Here is a 16,178-nt window from a genome sequence, read left to right on the forward strand (position 1 = left end):
ATTGAATGTCGACGTTTCAAACAATGTTGATGGTGAAAACAATGTTAATGGTGCAACCATTGCGGACGTTTCAAACAATGTCGACAGTTCAAACAAAAATATAAAAGGGCGCGGCTCAGCAAGGGGTAAATGTTTAAATTGCGTAGAGGATGATGTGGGGATTGCAGATCACCCGTCGCCAAGACCTGAACCAGCTACCTTTATGAAAATAAATTTCCTTTTCAATTCCCTCATCCTGGCCATCGCCACTTTTACAGCGAATGGACAGTCTTTTAATAATTTCCCCGTCACCACGCAAAAACCGCCTCTGCACGCAAAACATTGGATCGGTATCACCGGCAAACCAATGGCAGCGACCGCGGGAGCGATGATTTTTAGTAAGGGAGGAAATGCGATCGATGCTTCCTGTGCTATGTTGGCGGCCACCTGCACCATGTGGGATGTATTGAGCTGGGGCGGTGAAACGCAGGCTCTGATCTATAACCCGAAAACGAAGAAAGTGATCGCAATTAATGCGATGGGCGTAGCTCCAACTGGTGCGACGGCCGGGTTTTTCAAGAACAAAGGGATGAAATATCCCCCGGAATACGGTCCTTTGGCTGCAACGACACCTGGAACCGCGGGTGGATTAATGACAATGCTTGCTGAATACGGCTCAATGTCCCTGAAAGAAGTGCTTGCACCAGCCATGCAACTTGCGGAAGGGTATCCGATCGAAGCTCAGACCGCCAATGCCATTGAACGGGATAAAGGCGAAATCAAAAAATGGCCTTACTCTACCAAAGTGTTCCTGCCCCACCTCGGATCGAAGCGCGAAGCGCCGGACGCTGGTGAAATTTTTGTTCAAAAGGATCTGCTGGCCACGCTTCAAAAATTGGTCGATACTGAGCAGGAAGCTTTAAAAAAAGGCAAAAACAGGAAAGAAGCTATTTACGCCGCTTATGACCGCTTTTACAAAGGGGATATTGCCAAAGAAATTGCCAGGGGAACCCAGGAACAGGGCGGGCTGATCACCGAACAGGATATGGCGAACTGGAAAGTTAAAATCGAGGAGCCGCTAATGACTTCTTACCGGGGCATTGATGTGTATAAAATGCAGCAATGGACACAAGGACCGGTTTTGCTCCAGACATTAAATATGCTGGAAAACTTCGACCTGAAAAGTATGGGTTACAATTCATCGCGTTATGTGCACACGTTGTACCAAACAATGAACCTAGCTTTTGCTGACCGTGATTTTTATTATGGCGACCCGGCTTTTGCTCCCGAGGAACCAATGAAGGGTTTGCTTTCTAAAGAATATGCAAAGGAAAGAATCAAGCAGATCAATTGGGAAACAAATGATGCCAAGGCGCTTCCGGGAGATCCATATCCATTTGAAGGCAAGAAAAACCCTTATGCCGATCAGATCAAATCCTGGGGAAATTTCCATGCTTCACTCAACCGCAATGCGAATGGACTGAATGAGAAATACATGGAAGAATTCACAGCCGGAACCACCTCCGTAGAAGCGGCAGACGAAGAAGGTTGGGTTGTGAGTATTACGCCGAGTGGCGGCTGGGTGCCTGCGTGCATTGCAGGTAACACGGGTGTGGGACTGAGCCAACGTATGCAGTCCTTCGTTCTTGATGCGAAAGAAAATCCATTTAATGTTGTAGAGCCAGGAAAGCGCCCGCGCGTAACGTTAACGCCAAGTCTTGCACTGAAAGACGGAAGGCCGTTTCTCTCCTTTGCTAAACAGGCTGGTGATGAACAGGATCAACTGCTCCTTCAATTCTTTTTGAATGTTGTGGAATTCGGAATGACAGTTCAGGAAGCAACGGAGGCGCCGAGTTTTAAAACTTTGCAAATGTATGCGAGCTTTGGTGCACACGAAAAGCAACCAGGCGGACTGATCCTGAACCAGGTGATGCCCGATTGGTCGAGGAAGGAACTTTCGAGAATGGGCTATAAGCTTTATTATCAGCCAAGGACCAGCGGCCCAATCAACGCTATTTACTTTGACTGGCAGCATAAAAGTTTCTGGGGCGGATCCAGCAACCATGGCGAGGATTACGGCATAGGCTGGTGATCACGGTCGATAATCCGCATCATTCCAAATGTAGGCGTAAAATGGACCTGCTGATAGAAGGGAGCCAGGTGTTCGGAAGAGAATAACCCTACCATTGCTTTGTTTGTAGCGTTCTGATCAAGCCAGCGCGTGAGTTCCTGCATAATTGCCGTGCCAACGCGTTTTCCTTGCCAGTCGGGGTGGACCATGACGTCTTTTACATAATAAAAACTGAATCCGTCGCCGAGCAACAATGCGCAGCCGATTACATCGCCATTGTCCGAATTTTCTGCTGTCACGGTCGTTTGCATGAAGTCAAGCTGTGCCTGTAACATTTCGTCAGTTGCTGTATTAGCCCAACCCACGGCTTCGAACAAGTTGCGATACTGGGCCACCGTTGGCTTTTTTATTGAAATTTTAATGTTGGCAGGCAGTTGCTCCGAATGGCCCTTTTTGTAGTTTGTCGGAGCAGCGAAAGTAATGTAGTAACCATTAATGTCCTTAATAACATACTCATTAAGTCCATAAACCTGCTTTGAGAGCGGCATTGTGATTTCCGCCTTGTTATCCTGATGTATTTGATACAGCAATTCGATGTTCCGCACACGGATCCATACGGAATGCCCGTGCTGGGCGGCAGCCAAGGCTGGATTATGTGAAAACTGGATAGAGGCCCCGTGCCATGAAACCCCCCCGTGCCTCGGCGGCTCGCCCCAGGTCCACTGGTTAGGAAAACCGAGGACTTCCTGCCAGTATTTTATCGTTTCAGCCACATTATGGACTGAAAGAACCGGTTCTGCATGAGAGAAAGAAGGTTGTTGGCTATCATCCATGTTCTTTGAATAAGTTACACTGATACGCTGTATCGGAAATTTCGGGACAGTAATAATGTTTGTTAAATATTATTATATTTATTAAAACTATGACTATCACAATGAAACAACTATACAGCCGACTCCTCATTTGCCTTATTTATATCACAATAATAGCGTTTTCCGCAGCATTCCTGAACAAGGAAGCCAAAGAAAAGGAATGGTTTCCTTATTACGATTTTGATCCCGGAGTATTTCAGAGCGCACCGCGTGCTTACGGGCCTTTAACCCGCTGGTGGCTTCCTGGCAATGACATTTCAAGTGAAGAACTGCAACGCGAGATCCGTATGTTTGCCGACAATGGTTTTGCAGGTGTGGAAGTGCAGCCGCTTACGCAGGGGTTGAATCCAAAAGCGCCAAAGGGACAGCACGACCGTGTTTATAGCTGGGATACACCCTCTTACTATGCCCACATCGCTGCACTCATGGAGCAGGCGAAAAAGTCTAAGGTAATTGTTGACATGAACGGCGGCAGCGGATGGCCGCTGGGCGGATCCTTTTTTGACCCGAAGGAAAGTATGAAAACGCTGGCCGTGTCTGATACCATACTCAATGCGGGCCAGAGTTTCCAGGGTGCCCTTCCTAAGCCTGGCAATCACGCACCAAAAGCCACTGGCATGATGGCGGCTATGATGACCAAGAATTTTGTCGATGATAAATGGGCCGTTCCGTTGAGCATTATCGCTGCCAGAGTTGAAAAAGTAAATGATCATCAGACCGTTCTCGAACCTAAAACGATTGTTGATCTCAGTAAAAACATTCACAACGGAACACTTGACTGGAAGGCGCCGGATGACGGAAAGTGGCAGATCGTGGTAACATGGAAAATCCCTTCCGGTGAAAAGCCATCGCTCATCGCCTCCGAGAAAAACAACTACGTGATCGATCATCTGGACCCGGCCGTTGTAGCAAAAACATATGAATATCTGCTTGGTCGCAGAACCGGATTGAATAAATATCATGGCAAGCCGATGCGTGCCATTTTTAATGATAGCTACGAATTCCATACAGACAGGATCATTTCAGCCGATTTCCTGAATAAATTCAAGACGATGAATGGTTATGACATCACGCCGTATCTCGCTTCCGTTTTTCAAAAAGGTTATGATCATCCCGTTTATCTCGCGAGCATGTACGCAGGTGCGAAACCACCGGTAGTTTTTAATGAAAAAGAAAATTGGCGGATGATGTATGATTATGATAGAACCGTTAACGAGGTGTTTAAGAAAAATTTCATAGGCGCTTCCAACAGCTGGCTTGGCAGTCGCGGAATGCTACACCGCACGCAGGCCTATGGATTCCCTATTGATGTGATCGGGGCTGCTGGCTCAGCCGACATTCCGGAAGCTGAACAACTATTTGCAGAAGGCTCGGAGGGTTATTTAAAACTTGTGACATCCGGCGCGCATTTGAACAACAAGCCGGTCATTACGCAGGAATCATTCGTGTCGATCCTGAGAGCGGAAATGACCACGCCTCAGAAAATTAAAATGTGGGCAGACAAGTCGCTGGCTTGTGGCATTAACCAGCTTATTTACCACGGTACACCCTACAAATACAACAATGGAGAATACGGGGCTGAGGGCTGGAACACCTGGTCATCACCTTTCCTGCCTTTTGTCAATTTCTCAACCGGGATGAACGAAACCGATCCTTTTTGGAAGGACGTAAAGCAGATCAATGCTTACCTGGCGCGGTGCCAATATGCATTACGGGCGGGCAAACCAAAGACCGACGTGCTTATTTACATGCCTTTCGTCGATTTTACGGAAGATCAGCTTGCCACGAATCCGGAAGAAATTCTGGAACGCGGTTACCTGAAAGGCATAGAGCCCGACATTCAAGGGTTTGGTGTTTTCAAAGCGCCGGATACGCGCATTAACCGCTGGTACAAAAAGCTTTGGCCAATTATCAATGAGCTTGAAGCCAATGGCATAACCTGGGAATTCGTTAATGAAGAATCATTGCAAAAGGCCACGAGCGTTGGGAAGGACTTCACCATTGCCGGCAACAATTACCAAGCGCTGATTGTCGCCAATTTGCCATTCATCGGCCTTCGTGCGGCGCAAAAAATCAACACCATGACCAAGGCCGGTGCAGCAGTGTGGATGGACGGTGCATTACCCGAAGTCCAGCCATCCTATCGCGATTTTGAAGCAAATGATAAGCTTGTGAAACAAATGATGGAGGAGACCGCCAGCCAGAAAACCGCAGTGAAATGGGATTCAAAACCATATAAAAGTATTGAGCAAAAGATAAATTTTACTGGAAAAATGGACTTTTCACGGCAAATCGTCCGGCAGATGGAGGATGGAAGCGAGGTTCGTTTTTTCTGGAATAAATCGGACAAGTGGCAAACTTTGGAATTAAAAATCGGCTCAGAGTTTAAGGATCATTATTGGATGAACGCAGAAAATGGTCAGGTAACAAAAGGACAGGCGACAGCTGCGTATGACCTTGCCCCTTACGGATCTGTAATTTTGTATGCTACTTCAAAGAATATATCAGAAAGCATTCTTTCTCCACCCGTTGCATCTTCCCGAAAAGCTACTGAAATGTTGAAAGTTAATAACTGGACGTTGGGAGTTGGCAAAACCGTACTGAGTGATCAGAGTTTGAAAGACTGGCGGCAGATTGATGACTTGAAATTCACAAGCGGTGATGGCATTTACCGTTCCAAATTTAATGTTCAGAATGTTGAGTCGAATGCCAATTATTTCCTCGATCTCGGTCAGGTTTATTACACTGCCGAAGTGATGATTAATGGCAAACCTGCTGGCAAAAGACTGTTTACACCTTTTGAATTAAACATTACCAAACTTTTGAAATCAGGTGAAAATGAGATCGAGGTGAAAGTGACAACCTCCCGCCGCAATGGTTTTATTGGTGAAGCTGTGAAAGAAAACCCGTTGTATCTGCAATTTAAAGGACAGGAAAAAACCACGGTCCCCGCAGGACTGGTCGGGCCGGTCATTATCAAAAAACTATAAAATTTCAAATAGACTTTTTGGCCTCAAGTATCAATACAATTTCATGCTGTCCCCGGCTTTTTGCCCAGGATATCCAGGTAAGCGCCATTTGCAATAAGAATCAAACTCGCCTCGCGCCAGAGAATCGTCTTTTTCCAACAAGGCCTTCAGCGTTTCGAAGTCACTTTTTTGGCTGCACAGAACATCTCCCAGACGTCAGTCGCTAATCCGGTCGACCAGAGTATCGGTTCATTCCTGCTGAGCGCATCGGGCTGGTTCATAGTGGTTTGTCTTTTGTTCAAAGATATTTAAGCCATTTCATTTCAGGATGATTGCGTTTGTAAGTTGCATACCACCTGCATATCAAATAAAGCAATGCGATCTCGGCGACGAATACCGCATACAAAAGCGGCAAACCCCAACGGAACTGTTCCGGGATCTGTGTATAAGGGGCAACCTCGTACCATTCCTGGTGGATGTTGCCATAAAGGGTAAGGTTTACCACCAATGCAGAAAGATGGATCAGCAGGATATGCATTAAATAGAAAAATAATGGAACTTGGCCAAAAACCTTTAAAAAGCTTGATAGCCAGCCTTTTGCGTTCTCTGCGAGTGGAATCAGTGCGACCAGTGGCCCTAATGTCATGAGCAGATAAAGTTGCGACGCGGGATATTTTCTTTGATTTAACAATTGTAACACAAACGGAAGTTCGTCCGGATCACCGACCTTTTGGGAAATGATTATGCTGCCAATGACGATGAATAAAACAATTGCCGACAAACCCAATGCGAGACATAAGCGCCTGCGCCGGGCCGGATCCATCAACAAAATCTCCCCAAAACCATAACCAGCCGCCATAACGCCGCACCAGGGCACGATCACATACAAAACGTTCATGTCCGGCCAGGTTTCAAAGCCTGATTTGTAAATAAATTCCCAAAACTTGCCAAAAGAGGCTTGCGATGGCCCCGGCAAGACAGCTGGCACCTTTGCAAAAAAATCCTGGAAGGCAACGATCAAAAGACCGACAATTCCTGCAATGGCAGGACGAAGCCATATAAAAGCAGCCATCAGCACCATACACCAGCCCAACATCCAGATCACGCCAAACAAGATGAATCCTGAATAATCCAGACTGAAAGTCCAGAAGAAGCGAATCACCGTGACTTCCAAAACCACCAACAATAATCCCCGGGTAAGCAGATAACGCACCAACTCAGCCTTGCTTCCCAATTTCAGGCCGTAGAGGAAAATGCTCGTCCCGGCGAAAAAGGTAAAACCTGAGGCGCAAAAATGAGTGATCCAGCGGGTAAAGAAAATGCCGGGAGAAGGTCCGCCCGGTGGCAAGCCAGAATAAACGCGCACATGGTCAATTACCATCAGGACCATAATGAGACCGCGTATTATATCAACTGATTGAATTCTTGCCGATCCGGTCAGCTTTGGCTCCGGGACCGGCGCAAGGCCGATTGCTGCCATTAGAGTAAGATTTAATACCCTGTTAAAGAACAATTTACGACCGTAGTTTAATAAATTTTCAGATAATATAAAAGCACAAAAAAAACCAATTTTACATGACGATAGACATTATACGAACTAGGTTGTAACTGACACAGGAACTTCCACTGTGAAATTCTTGATGCTTAATCCCGTGTCCTTCCATTCACTGTTCAAGAATTCAGCGTAATGCAGGTTATAATTCACCAAAGCCTCCTGCCAGGGTCGCATAGGAGCAGCGCAGCACCAGAATTGCATCACTAGGGCATTGCCGTGCAGAAGCAGGTTGGGCAGCAATTGATGTAAATACAATGTTCCTGCCGCGTGGCTTACTTTTAGTTTGCGGTCAAGCTGGTGAATGTCGTAGTCTTCCAGTTTTTGCTCAAAGCCAATTTCCGCGAAATTGAACAGCAGATCTACTTCGTAATGCATATTGATATGGTCACAAACGGCAATAATATCCTGGGTTACGGCATCGTCCGTTATAAAATGCCGCACGTGGACGTCAGCATGCCTTTTTATTTTTTGACTCAATGATTCCAGTGCGGGAAGCTCGTTCCCCAGCAGGATCAAATGTCTTTTTTGCATAGCCAATTCCATAGCCGCAGCGCTTCCCCAAAGCGTATCCGCGCTTCTGATGACAGAAAAATTCATATTTTCTTTCTAAAAAAATCCGATCTGTTTAAGGTAAACACGGTTGAAGTTGTCATACCGCTGCAAACCGGCGCCATCCAATGCTTCCAAACCTTTTGCAAATAACGACAGCTTCAAAATGAAACGAAATACTGATTTATCATTACACCAAAACGCAATGAACAGCTTTTCCCTGCATACAAATCCGGCTGACGATGCAGCGAAAAAACCCTTTAAGTTTGACGGAAAGGAACATAATTTGCTGGAAAAGCAACTTGCTATGATCCGCACAATGGCCCAGCTGAGCAGCAGCGGTGTTACGGTCTACGACATGCAGAACGATATTCATATTTTCACTTCCAACCGGTTTTACAAGATTTACGGATACGAAATTGGCGAGCTGCAAACCAACATCAACAACGAAGTCTACGACAGCAAGATCCATCCCGATGATCTGGAAGAATTGAAAAAGAATGGTTTTGAAGCCATGAAGTTCATTATGAAAGTGCCGCGGGAAGCCAGGAAGCAGTACAAAATGGTGAGTGAATACCGAATCCTTACCGGCCCTAAAAAATACATACAAGTTATTGAGCAGCAGCAGATTTTGGAGCAGGATGCGTTAGGGAATATCTGGCTTTCACTGGGCATAATCGACATATCCCCGGATCAGACAGATATTCAGGGCGTGAAATATCAGATCAGTAATTTTCACACAGGCGAGCTTATTCAACTCGCCGAAACAAACGTAACGCAAAGCCTTACAGACCGCGAAAAAGAAGTCCTGCAAATGATAAGCGCTGGAAAATTGAGCAAGGAAATTGGCTGGTTGCTGGAAATCAGTGTGCATACGGTAAACACCCACAGGCAACGCATTCTTGAAAAGCTTCGCGTCGATAATTCCATAGAGGCTGTGAACATTGCCAAACGCAATGGCCTGATATGATAAAGCTATGAATTAGTCCGAAGTCCGATTTTTTAAAACAGAGCGTAATCAATATCTTTGAAATAAACCGATACGCCATGTTTTCCGCTGCTGAATTAAAGAAAAACAACACTTCGTTCTCAACTGAAATTCTTGCGGGGATCTCCTCATTTCTGGCAACAGCCTACATTATCGTTGTCAATCCGTCGATTTTAAGTCAAACAGGCATGCCGTTTTCGGCGGTGCTTACCGCCACGATCCTGGTTGCATTTTTCAGCAGCTTAATGATGGGCTTGTATGCAAACAACCCAATCCTTGTCGCGCCTGGAATGGGGCTGAATGCTTTTTTTACTTTCACAGCAGTTTTTACCGAAAAATTGAGTTGGCAGGTTGCGTTGGGAACCGTGTTCTGGTCCGGTGTTTTTTTCCTGTTATTGTCATTTTTTAATGTCAGGGCCTACATTGTAAAGGCTATTCCAAAATCTTTGCGGTTCGCGATAGCTGCGGGAATTGGCCTGTTTATCACATTGATAGGCTTTGCAAATGCAAAATTCATCGTGGCTCATCCCGCGACAATGGTTGGTTTGGGAAAATTAAATGCATCCTCCCTGACATTTGCGGCGGGACTGCTGATCACCGTGGTTCTATTGATCAGAAACGTAAAAGGAAGCATTCTCATCGGTATCGTGCTTACAAGCCTGATGGCCTGGCCAATCGGCAGATGGTGGGGCGGAACGGAGACGATCATCGACATTACCAATATTATTTCGAAGCCGGATTTCAGCCTACTTTTTCAACTCGACTTTGTCAATTCACTTAAATGGAGCCTTGCGCCGATCATCCTCGCATTTGTTTTCACCGATATGTTCGACAGCTTGTCCACATTCGTAGGACTTGCCGAAGCAGCCGATTTGCTGGACGAAAACGGTGAACCAAAAAATATCAAACGGTCCCTCATAACCGACGCATTTTCGACAACCGTTGCCGGATTGGTAGGCAGCAGCCCTGGCACAGCATACATTGAATCCGCTGTGGGCATTGAGCAAGGCGGAAAAACGGGCCTTACCGCTGTTGCAGGAGCCATTTTGTTCCTGCCATTTTTGTTTTTATCACCATTACTAAGCGCAATTCCGGCCATTGCGACTGCCCCGGCCCTCGTTCTCGTCGGCGTTTTTATGATGAAACCGGTTGTGAAAATAAACTGGGGAAACCTAAGTGAGGCCTTTCCTGCGTTTTTCGCTATGGTGCTCATTCCGTTCACCTACTCTATCACACAAGGAATTATCTGGGGATTTCTGAGCTGGACTGCATTGCACATTGCCACAGGCAAGATCCGCGAGATTAGTCTTGCGTTGTGGATTATCGATATTTTTGCCATTCTGGCACTCATTCTTTAACTTTTTATGAAAAAATCACTCCTGCTTTTCCCCTTTTTGTTTGTACAAATAATCAGCCTTTGTGCCCAAAATGTGACCGGTGTGCTTGGCGCTTTTCCACCTGAACTGGTTTTACTCCAGAGTAAAATGGAAGATAAAAAAGACACTGTCATACAACATATCCATTTTACAAAAGGAAAATTAAATGGTCGCCGGATCGTCCTGGCGCAAACGGGGATTGGTAAAGTGAATGCTGCGATTACCACCACGATCATGATCGAACATTTCAAGCCATCGGAGATCATCTTTTCAGGCATTGCAGGCGGCATTGACCCAACCCTTAACCCGGGCGACATTGTGATTGGCACGCACGTAACTTACCACGACTATGGCATGGCAGAAGACAGCGGAATGCAATATTGGTCTACCAAAAACCCTGCTACCATGCTGGAAAACCCACGATCATTTATTTGCGACAGCTCATTGGTGCAAAAGGCATTATCAGTTTCAAATGGTTTAACATTCTCCAAAATCAAGCGTGCAAATGGCAGCTTCGAACCAGCAGTTAAGAAAGGCATTATTGTTACCGGAGACGTGTTCGTATCTTCTGAGATCATTACCCAGCGGCTTCGCAAGGAGCTGAATGCCGCAGCCACCGAAATGGAAGGCGCAGCCATCGCACAAACATGTTACCAGCAGAATACGCCGTTCCTGATCATCCGCAGCCTCAGCGATAACGCGAACGACAAGGCTCAAAATGACATCATGACATTTTACGACATTGCTGCACACAATGCTGCGACGCTGGTTATGGCGGTGGTTGGGGAAATGTGACCTGCCCAGGTGCGAAAAATAAAAAAAGCACTTTTACGCATCGAACGATTGAAGGAAAAAGCCAAATCAAGTAGCATTATATTTCTTTATAATTAGAATATTCTGTTATTTGAGCAGCACATTTCTTTTGATCCAATCATGACGACTTCCAGGAGAAAATTTATCAGCTCGGCTTCGGCGATTATGGCCGGTGCAGGGCTCTCGACGGCGTTGCCTTCGTCCCTGTCCGCATTTCCAACGCTTTTTTCTCCCGCCGACACCATTCGTGTGGCGGCCATCGGGATCAATGGAATGGGCTGGGCTGACCTGAATGCCGTCCTCAAAAATCCTGGCGTTACCTGCGTCGCGTTGTGTGATGTGGACAAGAATGTGTTGGATAAGCGCGCTGCGGAACTTGCTGCGAAGGGCATGAAAGTCAAAACTTACGGAGATTACCGTAAAATGCTCGAAGACAAGGACATTGATGCTGTTGTGATCGGATCGCCGGATCATTGGCATTGCCTGATGATGGTTGAGGCCTGCGAGGCAGGGAAAGATGTGTACGTTGAAAAACCGATCGGCAACTCGATTGAAGAATGCAGGAGTATGGTGGCCGCACAGGAGCGATACAAGCGTGTGGTGCAAGTGGGACAATGGCAAAGAAGCCAAAAGCACTTCCGGGATGCCATCGAATTTGTGCACTCAGGAAAATTGGGTAAAATCGGGTTGGTCAAAGTCTGGGGATATTTTAATTATGGTGCGCCCTTATCAGCCATTCCCGATAGTACTGCTCCCGCTGGCGTTGACTACGATATGTGGCTGGGGCCTGCTCCAAAACGGCCCTTTAATACAAACCGTTTTCACGGCACATTCCGATGGTTTTGGGATTATGCAGGCGGCATTATGACCGATTGGGGCGTTCATTTATTGGATTATGCCTTGCTGGGAATGAAGGCTGGTGCGCCAAAAAGCATTTCCGCCGCAGGTGGCATGGTTCTCAATTTCGGCGTGGATGCACCGGATACACTCACCACAATTTACGAATTCGACGGCTTTAACATTCAGTGGGAACACGCGATTGGTTATGGGGCCGGCATTTATAACCGCGAGCACGGCATTGCATTCATGGGTGGAAACGGCACGCTCATTCTGGACCGACGAGGCTGGGAAGTGGTGCCGCAGGGAATGCCGCAAGCACAAAAAATGGAAGCAGTGCCATTCCAAAAAGCATCCGACAATGGCCTGGACCTTCATGCTAAAAACTTTGTTGACGTCATCCAATCCAGGAAAATGGAGGACTTAAACGCGCCTATCCGGGTTGGTGCAGATGTTGCGATCTTGTCGCAAATGGGCAACATTGCTTATCGCACCGGAAAGAAAATTGATTGGAATGCAGAAAAAGGAAAGTTCGACGATTCCGCTGCTAACAAGCTAATTGAAAAGGACTACCACAACGGCTACAAAGTGCCGAATGGATAGTCCGTCCCCCCTTTCATTATGCCCAGATATCATTGTTATGGGTAAGAATGATCGGCGCACCATCGGTTACCACAATCGTATGCTCATGCTGCGCCATGAAACCACCTTTATCCCCGACCGTTGTCCAGCCGTCCCCCGAACCTACGGCAAGCGATGAGCGTGTTGAAATAAATGTCTCAATTGCTACAACTGAGTTTTTCTTGAAGCGTCTTGTGTTATTACGGTCGCGATAATTGGCAATTTCCGAGGGTTCCTCGTGCAGGCTTCTCCCGATTCCGTGACCATTCAGGTTTTTGATCACCTTATAGCCCCGTTTTTTCGCTTCGGTTTCAATTAAAAAACCAATATCTGAGATCCTTACGCCTCCCTTAATGTTGCTGATAGCCTTCTTTAAAATTTGTTTGGAGGCGTCAATAAGCTGCTGATGCCCGTTACTATCCGGTCCCAAAACAAACGATCCCCCGTTATCGGACCAGTAACCATCCACTTCTGCTGAAACATCGATATTGACCAGGTCTCCATCGCGAAGGATTGTTTTGGATGAAGGTATGCCGTGACAAAACTCATTATTGACGCTAATGCAAGTCCAGCCCGGAAACCCGTATGCCAGGTTAGGCGCCGACCTCGCCCCAAAATCTTTGAAAAGCCCCGCCCCAAAATTATCAAGCTCCTTGGTGGTTATTCCCGGTTTCGCAAAACGCGTCATTTCTTTGAGAATCAATGCAACAACTTCGCTGGCGCGCTGCATTCCCTGCAATTCTTCCTCTTTGGTAATCGACATATTCCAAACTTTAAATTAATTCCTGGCTTACATTCCGCCCTTAACATAGGCAGACAAATTGGTTACTCAAATACAAATATGAAAAAATCAGCTGAGATAAGGCTAAATGGCAGACAGGTGCAAGGGATTTTCGAACGTTTTGAGCAATTGTTTCTGCTCCTCGATTGTAGGAACAGGTATTTTTAGTTTTTTGAGGTCATCGATGGTCATGTAGGAAACATGGCCCCGTTGTTTGGCAATGCTGCGAAACCTGCCCTCAGAACGTAACTTATTCAGCATTAACAGCAGAAATTTACCGCTCAAATGCTCATTGGCGACCATGCGCAGATATTTTGTATGCAACACAAATTCAGGAAGATCGAACAGGACACATTTGCCAAGCTGTACCGGGCTGCTGTTATGAATAAAGATAATATCGCCATGCCTGAATCCAAACTTCCGTTTATCGCGCTCCGAAATACGCATAAACCTGGGTTCTCCCAGCATAATGTTACCACCTATGATCTTTTCAATAAGCGGGAAGGGCTGCAAATCTTCATCCGCCCACTCAAATTGCGGATATTGGCATCCCGTGGTAATGTTAGCCACAGCGCCCAGTTCCACCGCTTCGCAGTCTTGGAGGTCAAAATACCTTGTGGATTCAAATAATTGCACGCTCATTTCGGTCTTCAAATGTATCCGCTCGTTTATTAAAGCAATACATAAGATAGCCGGATGAGCTAAAAAAGCGACGCAGGGCGGCCACCGAATGCCTGGAATTTTGGTTTAAATGGCCGATTTTTCGATCCGAAAAATCCAGGTCGACATTATTTGCCTAACCATTCTTTGAAAGCGGGGATCCTGTCAATACTCACGGAAACCTCATTACGCGGATTTGGCTCTATTTCCACAACCATTTTGCCCATCGGATACTGGTTTATTGAGCGGATAGCCGACATTGCAATGACATACGTCCGGTTGACCCGGAAAAATTGTCTGGGATCCACCATTTCTAAAAGCTTGTCCAAACTGTAATCCAGACTGTAAAATTTTCCGTCCGCCGTGTTAACCAGTGTTGTTTTCCGTTCGTAGGAGAAATAGGCAATCTGCGCAACCGAAATGCTTTGCAATCTGGTGCCAGAAGTAACCATGAACCTGTCCTTATAAGTGGATTGCCTGTAATTTTCCAAAAACTGGTCAAACCGGTCTGTTGGCGGCGTTGATTTTATTATCGTCTTAAATTTATCGATGGCATCTGAAAGCTCTTGATAATCAATTGGTTTTAATAAATAATCAATACTGAAAGTTTTGAAAGCCCGCAAAGCATATTCATTGAAAGCCGTAGTGAAAATGACAGGAATAGTCTGTTTCAACTCTTCCAGAATCCGGAAACCGAGGTCGTCCTCGAGGTGAATATCCATGAAAATTAAATCAGGAAGTTCAGCATCATTTTTTGCAAAGTATGCCAATGTTTTCTCCACAGACGGAATTTTGTCGATCACACGAATTGTTTTGTCATACCTGTAAATGAGGTTTTCCAGGCGCTCGGCGGTTTGCCCTTCGTCTTCTATGATCAATACTTTCATGTTAGCAAGGGAATTTTTACAATAAACAAATCATCCGCTTCTGTTACCGTTACAGGTTCGCTGGTAAGCAGGCCATATCGGCGGATAATGTTGGGCAATCCGATTTCCGCAGAAGCCCCTACCCCGTTCCTTCTCCTGACCGGATTAGTCACAACGATCTGGTAACCAATCATTTCGATAGTTATTAACAGCGGATTTTCCAACGACATCCGATTATGTTTTACAGCATTTTCAATCAGCAATTGTAAGGTTAGCGGAGCTATTTTATATTGATATTGAGCTGCTTGCGGGATGTCAATGTTAACTTGCATTTTCTCCTCAAACCTCGATTTCAGCAAAAAAACATATGCATCAATAAAATCAAGTTCCGTTTTCAATATTACCGATTCCAGATCCGAATGATCCAGGATATAGCGGTAAGATTTAGATAACCGGTTGACATATAACACCGACTGTTGCGGGTTCTTTTCGATTAAGGAAGTAAGGATGCTTAAACTGTTGAAAAGAAAATGTGGGCTCAATTGGTTTTTCAGCGCCAGAAAACGCGTTTGCAAATTCTCCTTTTCGAGCCGTTCCGCATGCAGGCTTACCTGTTCCAGCTGTTCATTGCTGCGTTTGACAGAAACCATATAAATTGTGGCAAGCATGGCCATCACCGTCAATGCCGTGTTAGCCTTGGCTTTTTGCTGGCGACTGAAAGGCTGCATCTCCTGTTCCGTTCTCTTGATGGTGATATGCAGCTGCCTCGCCAGTAATTTCTCCATATTCAACCATAAGAATATAAAGGCAAAATTGAAAAGTACAGCCAGAGACAAGCCAGTTACATAGATAAACAAGCGTCTCAGCAACCTGGACCGGGATAATTTAAGCCTGCCGGAGGAATATTGGATAGCGCCGATGATGAAAATCCAGAGCCTGAAAAAAAGGAGGTTAACCAAAAATTCTGCAAGCCAGAGTGGAGCTTTACTTAAAAACACTTCGCCGGAAAGGACTGTATTACTCACAAAAATCCGCACAGGAAGGTAAATGCACACAATCCCGGCTGCAAGTTGCCATTCTTGTTTTGAAAATAAATTTAAGCTTGAAATCAATCGCATCATGAACCGGGATCGCGAAGGTTATACACTCCGCAATTCCGAAATTCGTAAATCTTTGGAACATTCAATGTGCTTCTTCATTTCAGCTGCATTAAAATGTGGCGCTATCAGTACGTACGGCAA

13 protein-coding genes are annotated in these 16,178 nt (G+C 45.8%); 6 read left to right on the forward strand and 7 right to left on the reverse strand.

From position 1 onward, the window contains the following. The first annotated feature begins 202 nt into the window (after positions 1-202). Entirely contained in the window at positions 203-2,071 is a 1,869-nt protein-coding gene (locus B5X68_RS03285; protein WP_082213966.1) for a gamma-glutamyltransferase family protein, read from the forward strand. Here the strand turns inward: B5X68_RS03285 and B5X68_RS03290 are convergent. Beyond that, on the reverse strand, positions 2,053-2,883 hold the full coding sequence (locus B5X68_RS03290; protein WP_082213226.1) for a GNAT family N-acetyltransferase: 831 nt from the start codon (positions 2,881-2,883) through the stop codon (positions 2,053-2,055). The two genes, B5X68_RS03285 and B5X68_RS03290, sit on opposite strands and share 19 nt — an antisense overlap. 101 nt (positions 2,884-2,984) lie before the next feature. Here B5X68_RS03290 and B5X68_RS03295 point away from each other — a divergent pair, with 101 nt between their 5' ends. Beyond that, positions 2,985-5,912 carry a glycosyl hydrolase gene (locus B5X68_RS03295; RefSeq protein ID WP_170916565.1) on the forward strand — a complete coding sequence of 976 codons (2,928 nt, stop codon included), beginning with the start codon at positions 2,985-2,987 and terminating at the stop codon, positions 5,910-5,912. A gap of 277 nt (positions 5,913-6,189) precedes the next feature. On the opposite strand, the gene B5X68_RS03300 is transcribed toward B5X68_RS03295, so the two are convergent. Continuing rightward, complete coding sequence (locus B5X68_RS03300; RefSeq protein ID WP_082213228.1) at positions 6,190-7,371, reverse strand: acetyltransferase domain-containing protein; 1,182 nt, start codon at positions 7,369-7,371, stop codon at positions 6,190-6,192. Between the two features lie 117 nt (positions 7,372-7,488). Next, entirely contained in the window at positions 7,489-8,043 is a 555-nt protein-coding gene (locus B5X68_RS03305) for an SDR family oxidoreductase (protein ID WP_082213229.1), read from the reverse strand. A gap of 118 nt (positions 8,044-8,161) precedes the next feature. Between B5X68_RS03305 and B5X68_RS03310 the strand changes: the two genes are divergently transcribed. The 4 genes from B5X68_RS03310 to B5X68_RS03325 all read left to right on the forward strand — a co-directional run bounded on the left by B5X68_RS03310 (position 8,162) and on the right by B5X68_RS03325 (position 12,612). Then, on the forward strand, positions 8,162-8,965 hold the full coding sequence (locus B5X68_RS03310) for a LuxR C-terminal-related transcriptional regulator (protein WP_082213230.1): 804 nt from the start codon (positions 8,162-8,164) through the stop codon (positions 8,963-8,965). 77 nt (positions 8,966-9,042) lie between these two features. Then, entirely contained in the window at positions 9,043-10,341 is a 1,299-nt protein-coding gene (locus B5X68_RS03315) for an NCS2 family permease (protein ID WP_082213231.1), read from the forward strand. 6 nt (positions 10,342-10,347) lie between these two features. Then, entirely contained in the window at positions 10,348-11,154 is an 807-nt protein-coding gene (locus B5X68_RS03320) for a 5'-methylthioadenosine/adenosylhomocysteine nucleosidase (protein WP_082213232.1), read from the forward strand. Positions 11,155-11,292: 138 nt separating this feature from the next. Continuing rightward, positions 11,293-12,612, forward strand: coding sequence for a Gfo/Idh/MocA family protein (locus B5X68_RS03325; RefSeq protein WP_082213233.1), 1,320 nt, complete (start codon positions 11,293-11,295; stop codon positions 12,610-12,612). 16 nt (positions 12,613-12,628) lie between these two features. On the opposite strand, the gene map is transcribed toward B5X68_RS03325, so the two are convergent. From map to B5X68_RS03345, 4 genes are all read right to left on the reverse strand, one after another. Continuing rightward, positions 12,629-13,393: a type I methionyl aminopeptidase gene (map, locus tag B5X68_RS03330; protein WP_082213234.1), complete on the reverse strand. Its 765-nt coding sequence runs from the start codon at positions 13,391-13,393 to the stop codon at positions 12,629-12,631. Between the two features lie 102 nt (positions 13,394-13,495). Then, on the reverse strand, positions 13,496-14,053 hold the full coding sequence (locus B5X68_RS03335) for a restriction endonuclease subunit S (RefSeq protein ID WP_082213235.1): 558 nt from the start codon (positions 14,051-14,053) through the stop codon (positions 13,496-13,498). A gap of 146 nt (positions 14,054-14,199) precedes the next feature. Continuing rightward, positions 14,200-14,958: a LytR/AlgR family response regulator transcription factor gene (locus B5X68_RS03340; RefSeq protein ID WP_082213236.1), complete on the reverse strand. Its 759-nt coding sequence runs from the start codon at positions 14,956-14,958 to the stop codon at positions 14,200-14,202. Beyond that, complete coding sequence (locus B5X68_RS03345; protein WP_212567974.1) at positions 14,955-15,962, reverse strand: sensor histidine kinase; 1,008 nt, start codon at positions 15,960-15,962, stop codon at positions 14,955-14,957. The genes B5X68_RS03340 and B5X68_RS03345 overlap by 4 nt, the downstream gene beginning before the upstream one ends. Positions 15,963-16,178: the final 216 nt, after the last annotated feature.

This window comes from Dyadobacter psychrophilus (assembly GCF_900167945.1).
In the GTDB taxonomy this organism is placed as follows: Bacteria; Bacteroidota; Bacteroidia; order Cytophagales; family Spirosomataceae; genus Dyadobacter; species Dyadobacter psychrophilus.

Excerpts from the sequence above, each read along its gene's own strand:
- B5X68_RS03315 (WP_082213231.1), top strand. The coding sequence starts at position 9,043 with ATGTTTTCCGCTGCTGAATTAAAGAAAAACAACACTTCGTTCTCAACT.
- B5X68_RS03335 (WP_082213235.1), bottom strand. The coding sequence starts at position 14,053 with ATGAGCGTGCAATTATTTGAATCCACAAGGTATTTTGACCTCCAAGAC.
- B5X68_RS03285 (WP_082213966.1), top strand. The coding sequence starts at position 203 with ATGAAAATAAATTTCCTTTTCAATTCCCTCATCCTGGCCATCGCCACT.
- B5X68_RS03295 (WP_170916565.1), top strand. The coding sequence starts at position 2,985 with ATGAAACAACTATACAGCCGACTCCTCATTTGCCTTATTTATATCACA.
- B5X68_RS03300 (WP_082213228.1), bottom strand. The coding sequence starts at position 7,371 with ATGGCAGCAATCGGCCTTGCGCCGGTCCCGGAGCCAAAGCTGACCGGA.
- B5X68_RS03305 (WP_082213229.1), bottom strand. The coding sequence starts at position 8,043 with ATGAATTTTTCTGTCATCAGAAGCGCGGATACGCTTTGGGGAAGCGCT.
- B5X68_RS03320 (WP_082213232.1), top strand. The coding sequence starts at position 10,348 with ATGAAAAAATCACTCCTGCTTTTCCCCTTTTTGTTTGTACAAATAATC.
- B5X68_RS03290 (WP_082213226.1), bottom strand. The coding sequence starts at position 2,883 with ATGGATGATAGCCAACAACCTTCTTTCTCTCATGCAGAACCGGTTCTT.
- B5X68_RS03340 (WP_082213236.1), bottom strand. The coding sequence starts at position 14,958 with ATGAAAGTATTGATCATAGAAGACGAAGGGCAAACCGCCGAGCGCCTG.
- B5X68_RS03325 (WP_082213233.1), top strand. The coding sequence starts at position 11,293 with ATGACGACTTCCAGGAGAAAATTTATCAGCTCGGCTTCGGCGATTATG.
- B5X68_RS03310 (WP_082213230.1), top strand. The coding sequence starts at position 8,162 with ATGAAACGAAATACTGATTTATCATTACACCAAAACGCAATGAACAGC.
- map (WP_082213234.1), bottom strand. The coding sequence starts at position 13,393 with ATGTCGATTACCAAAGAGGAAGAATTGCAGGGAATGCAGCGCGCCAGC.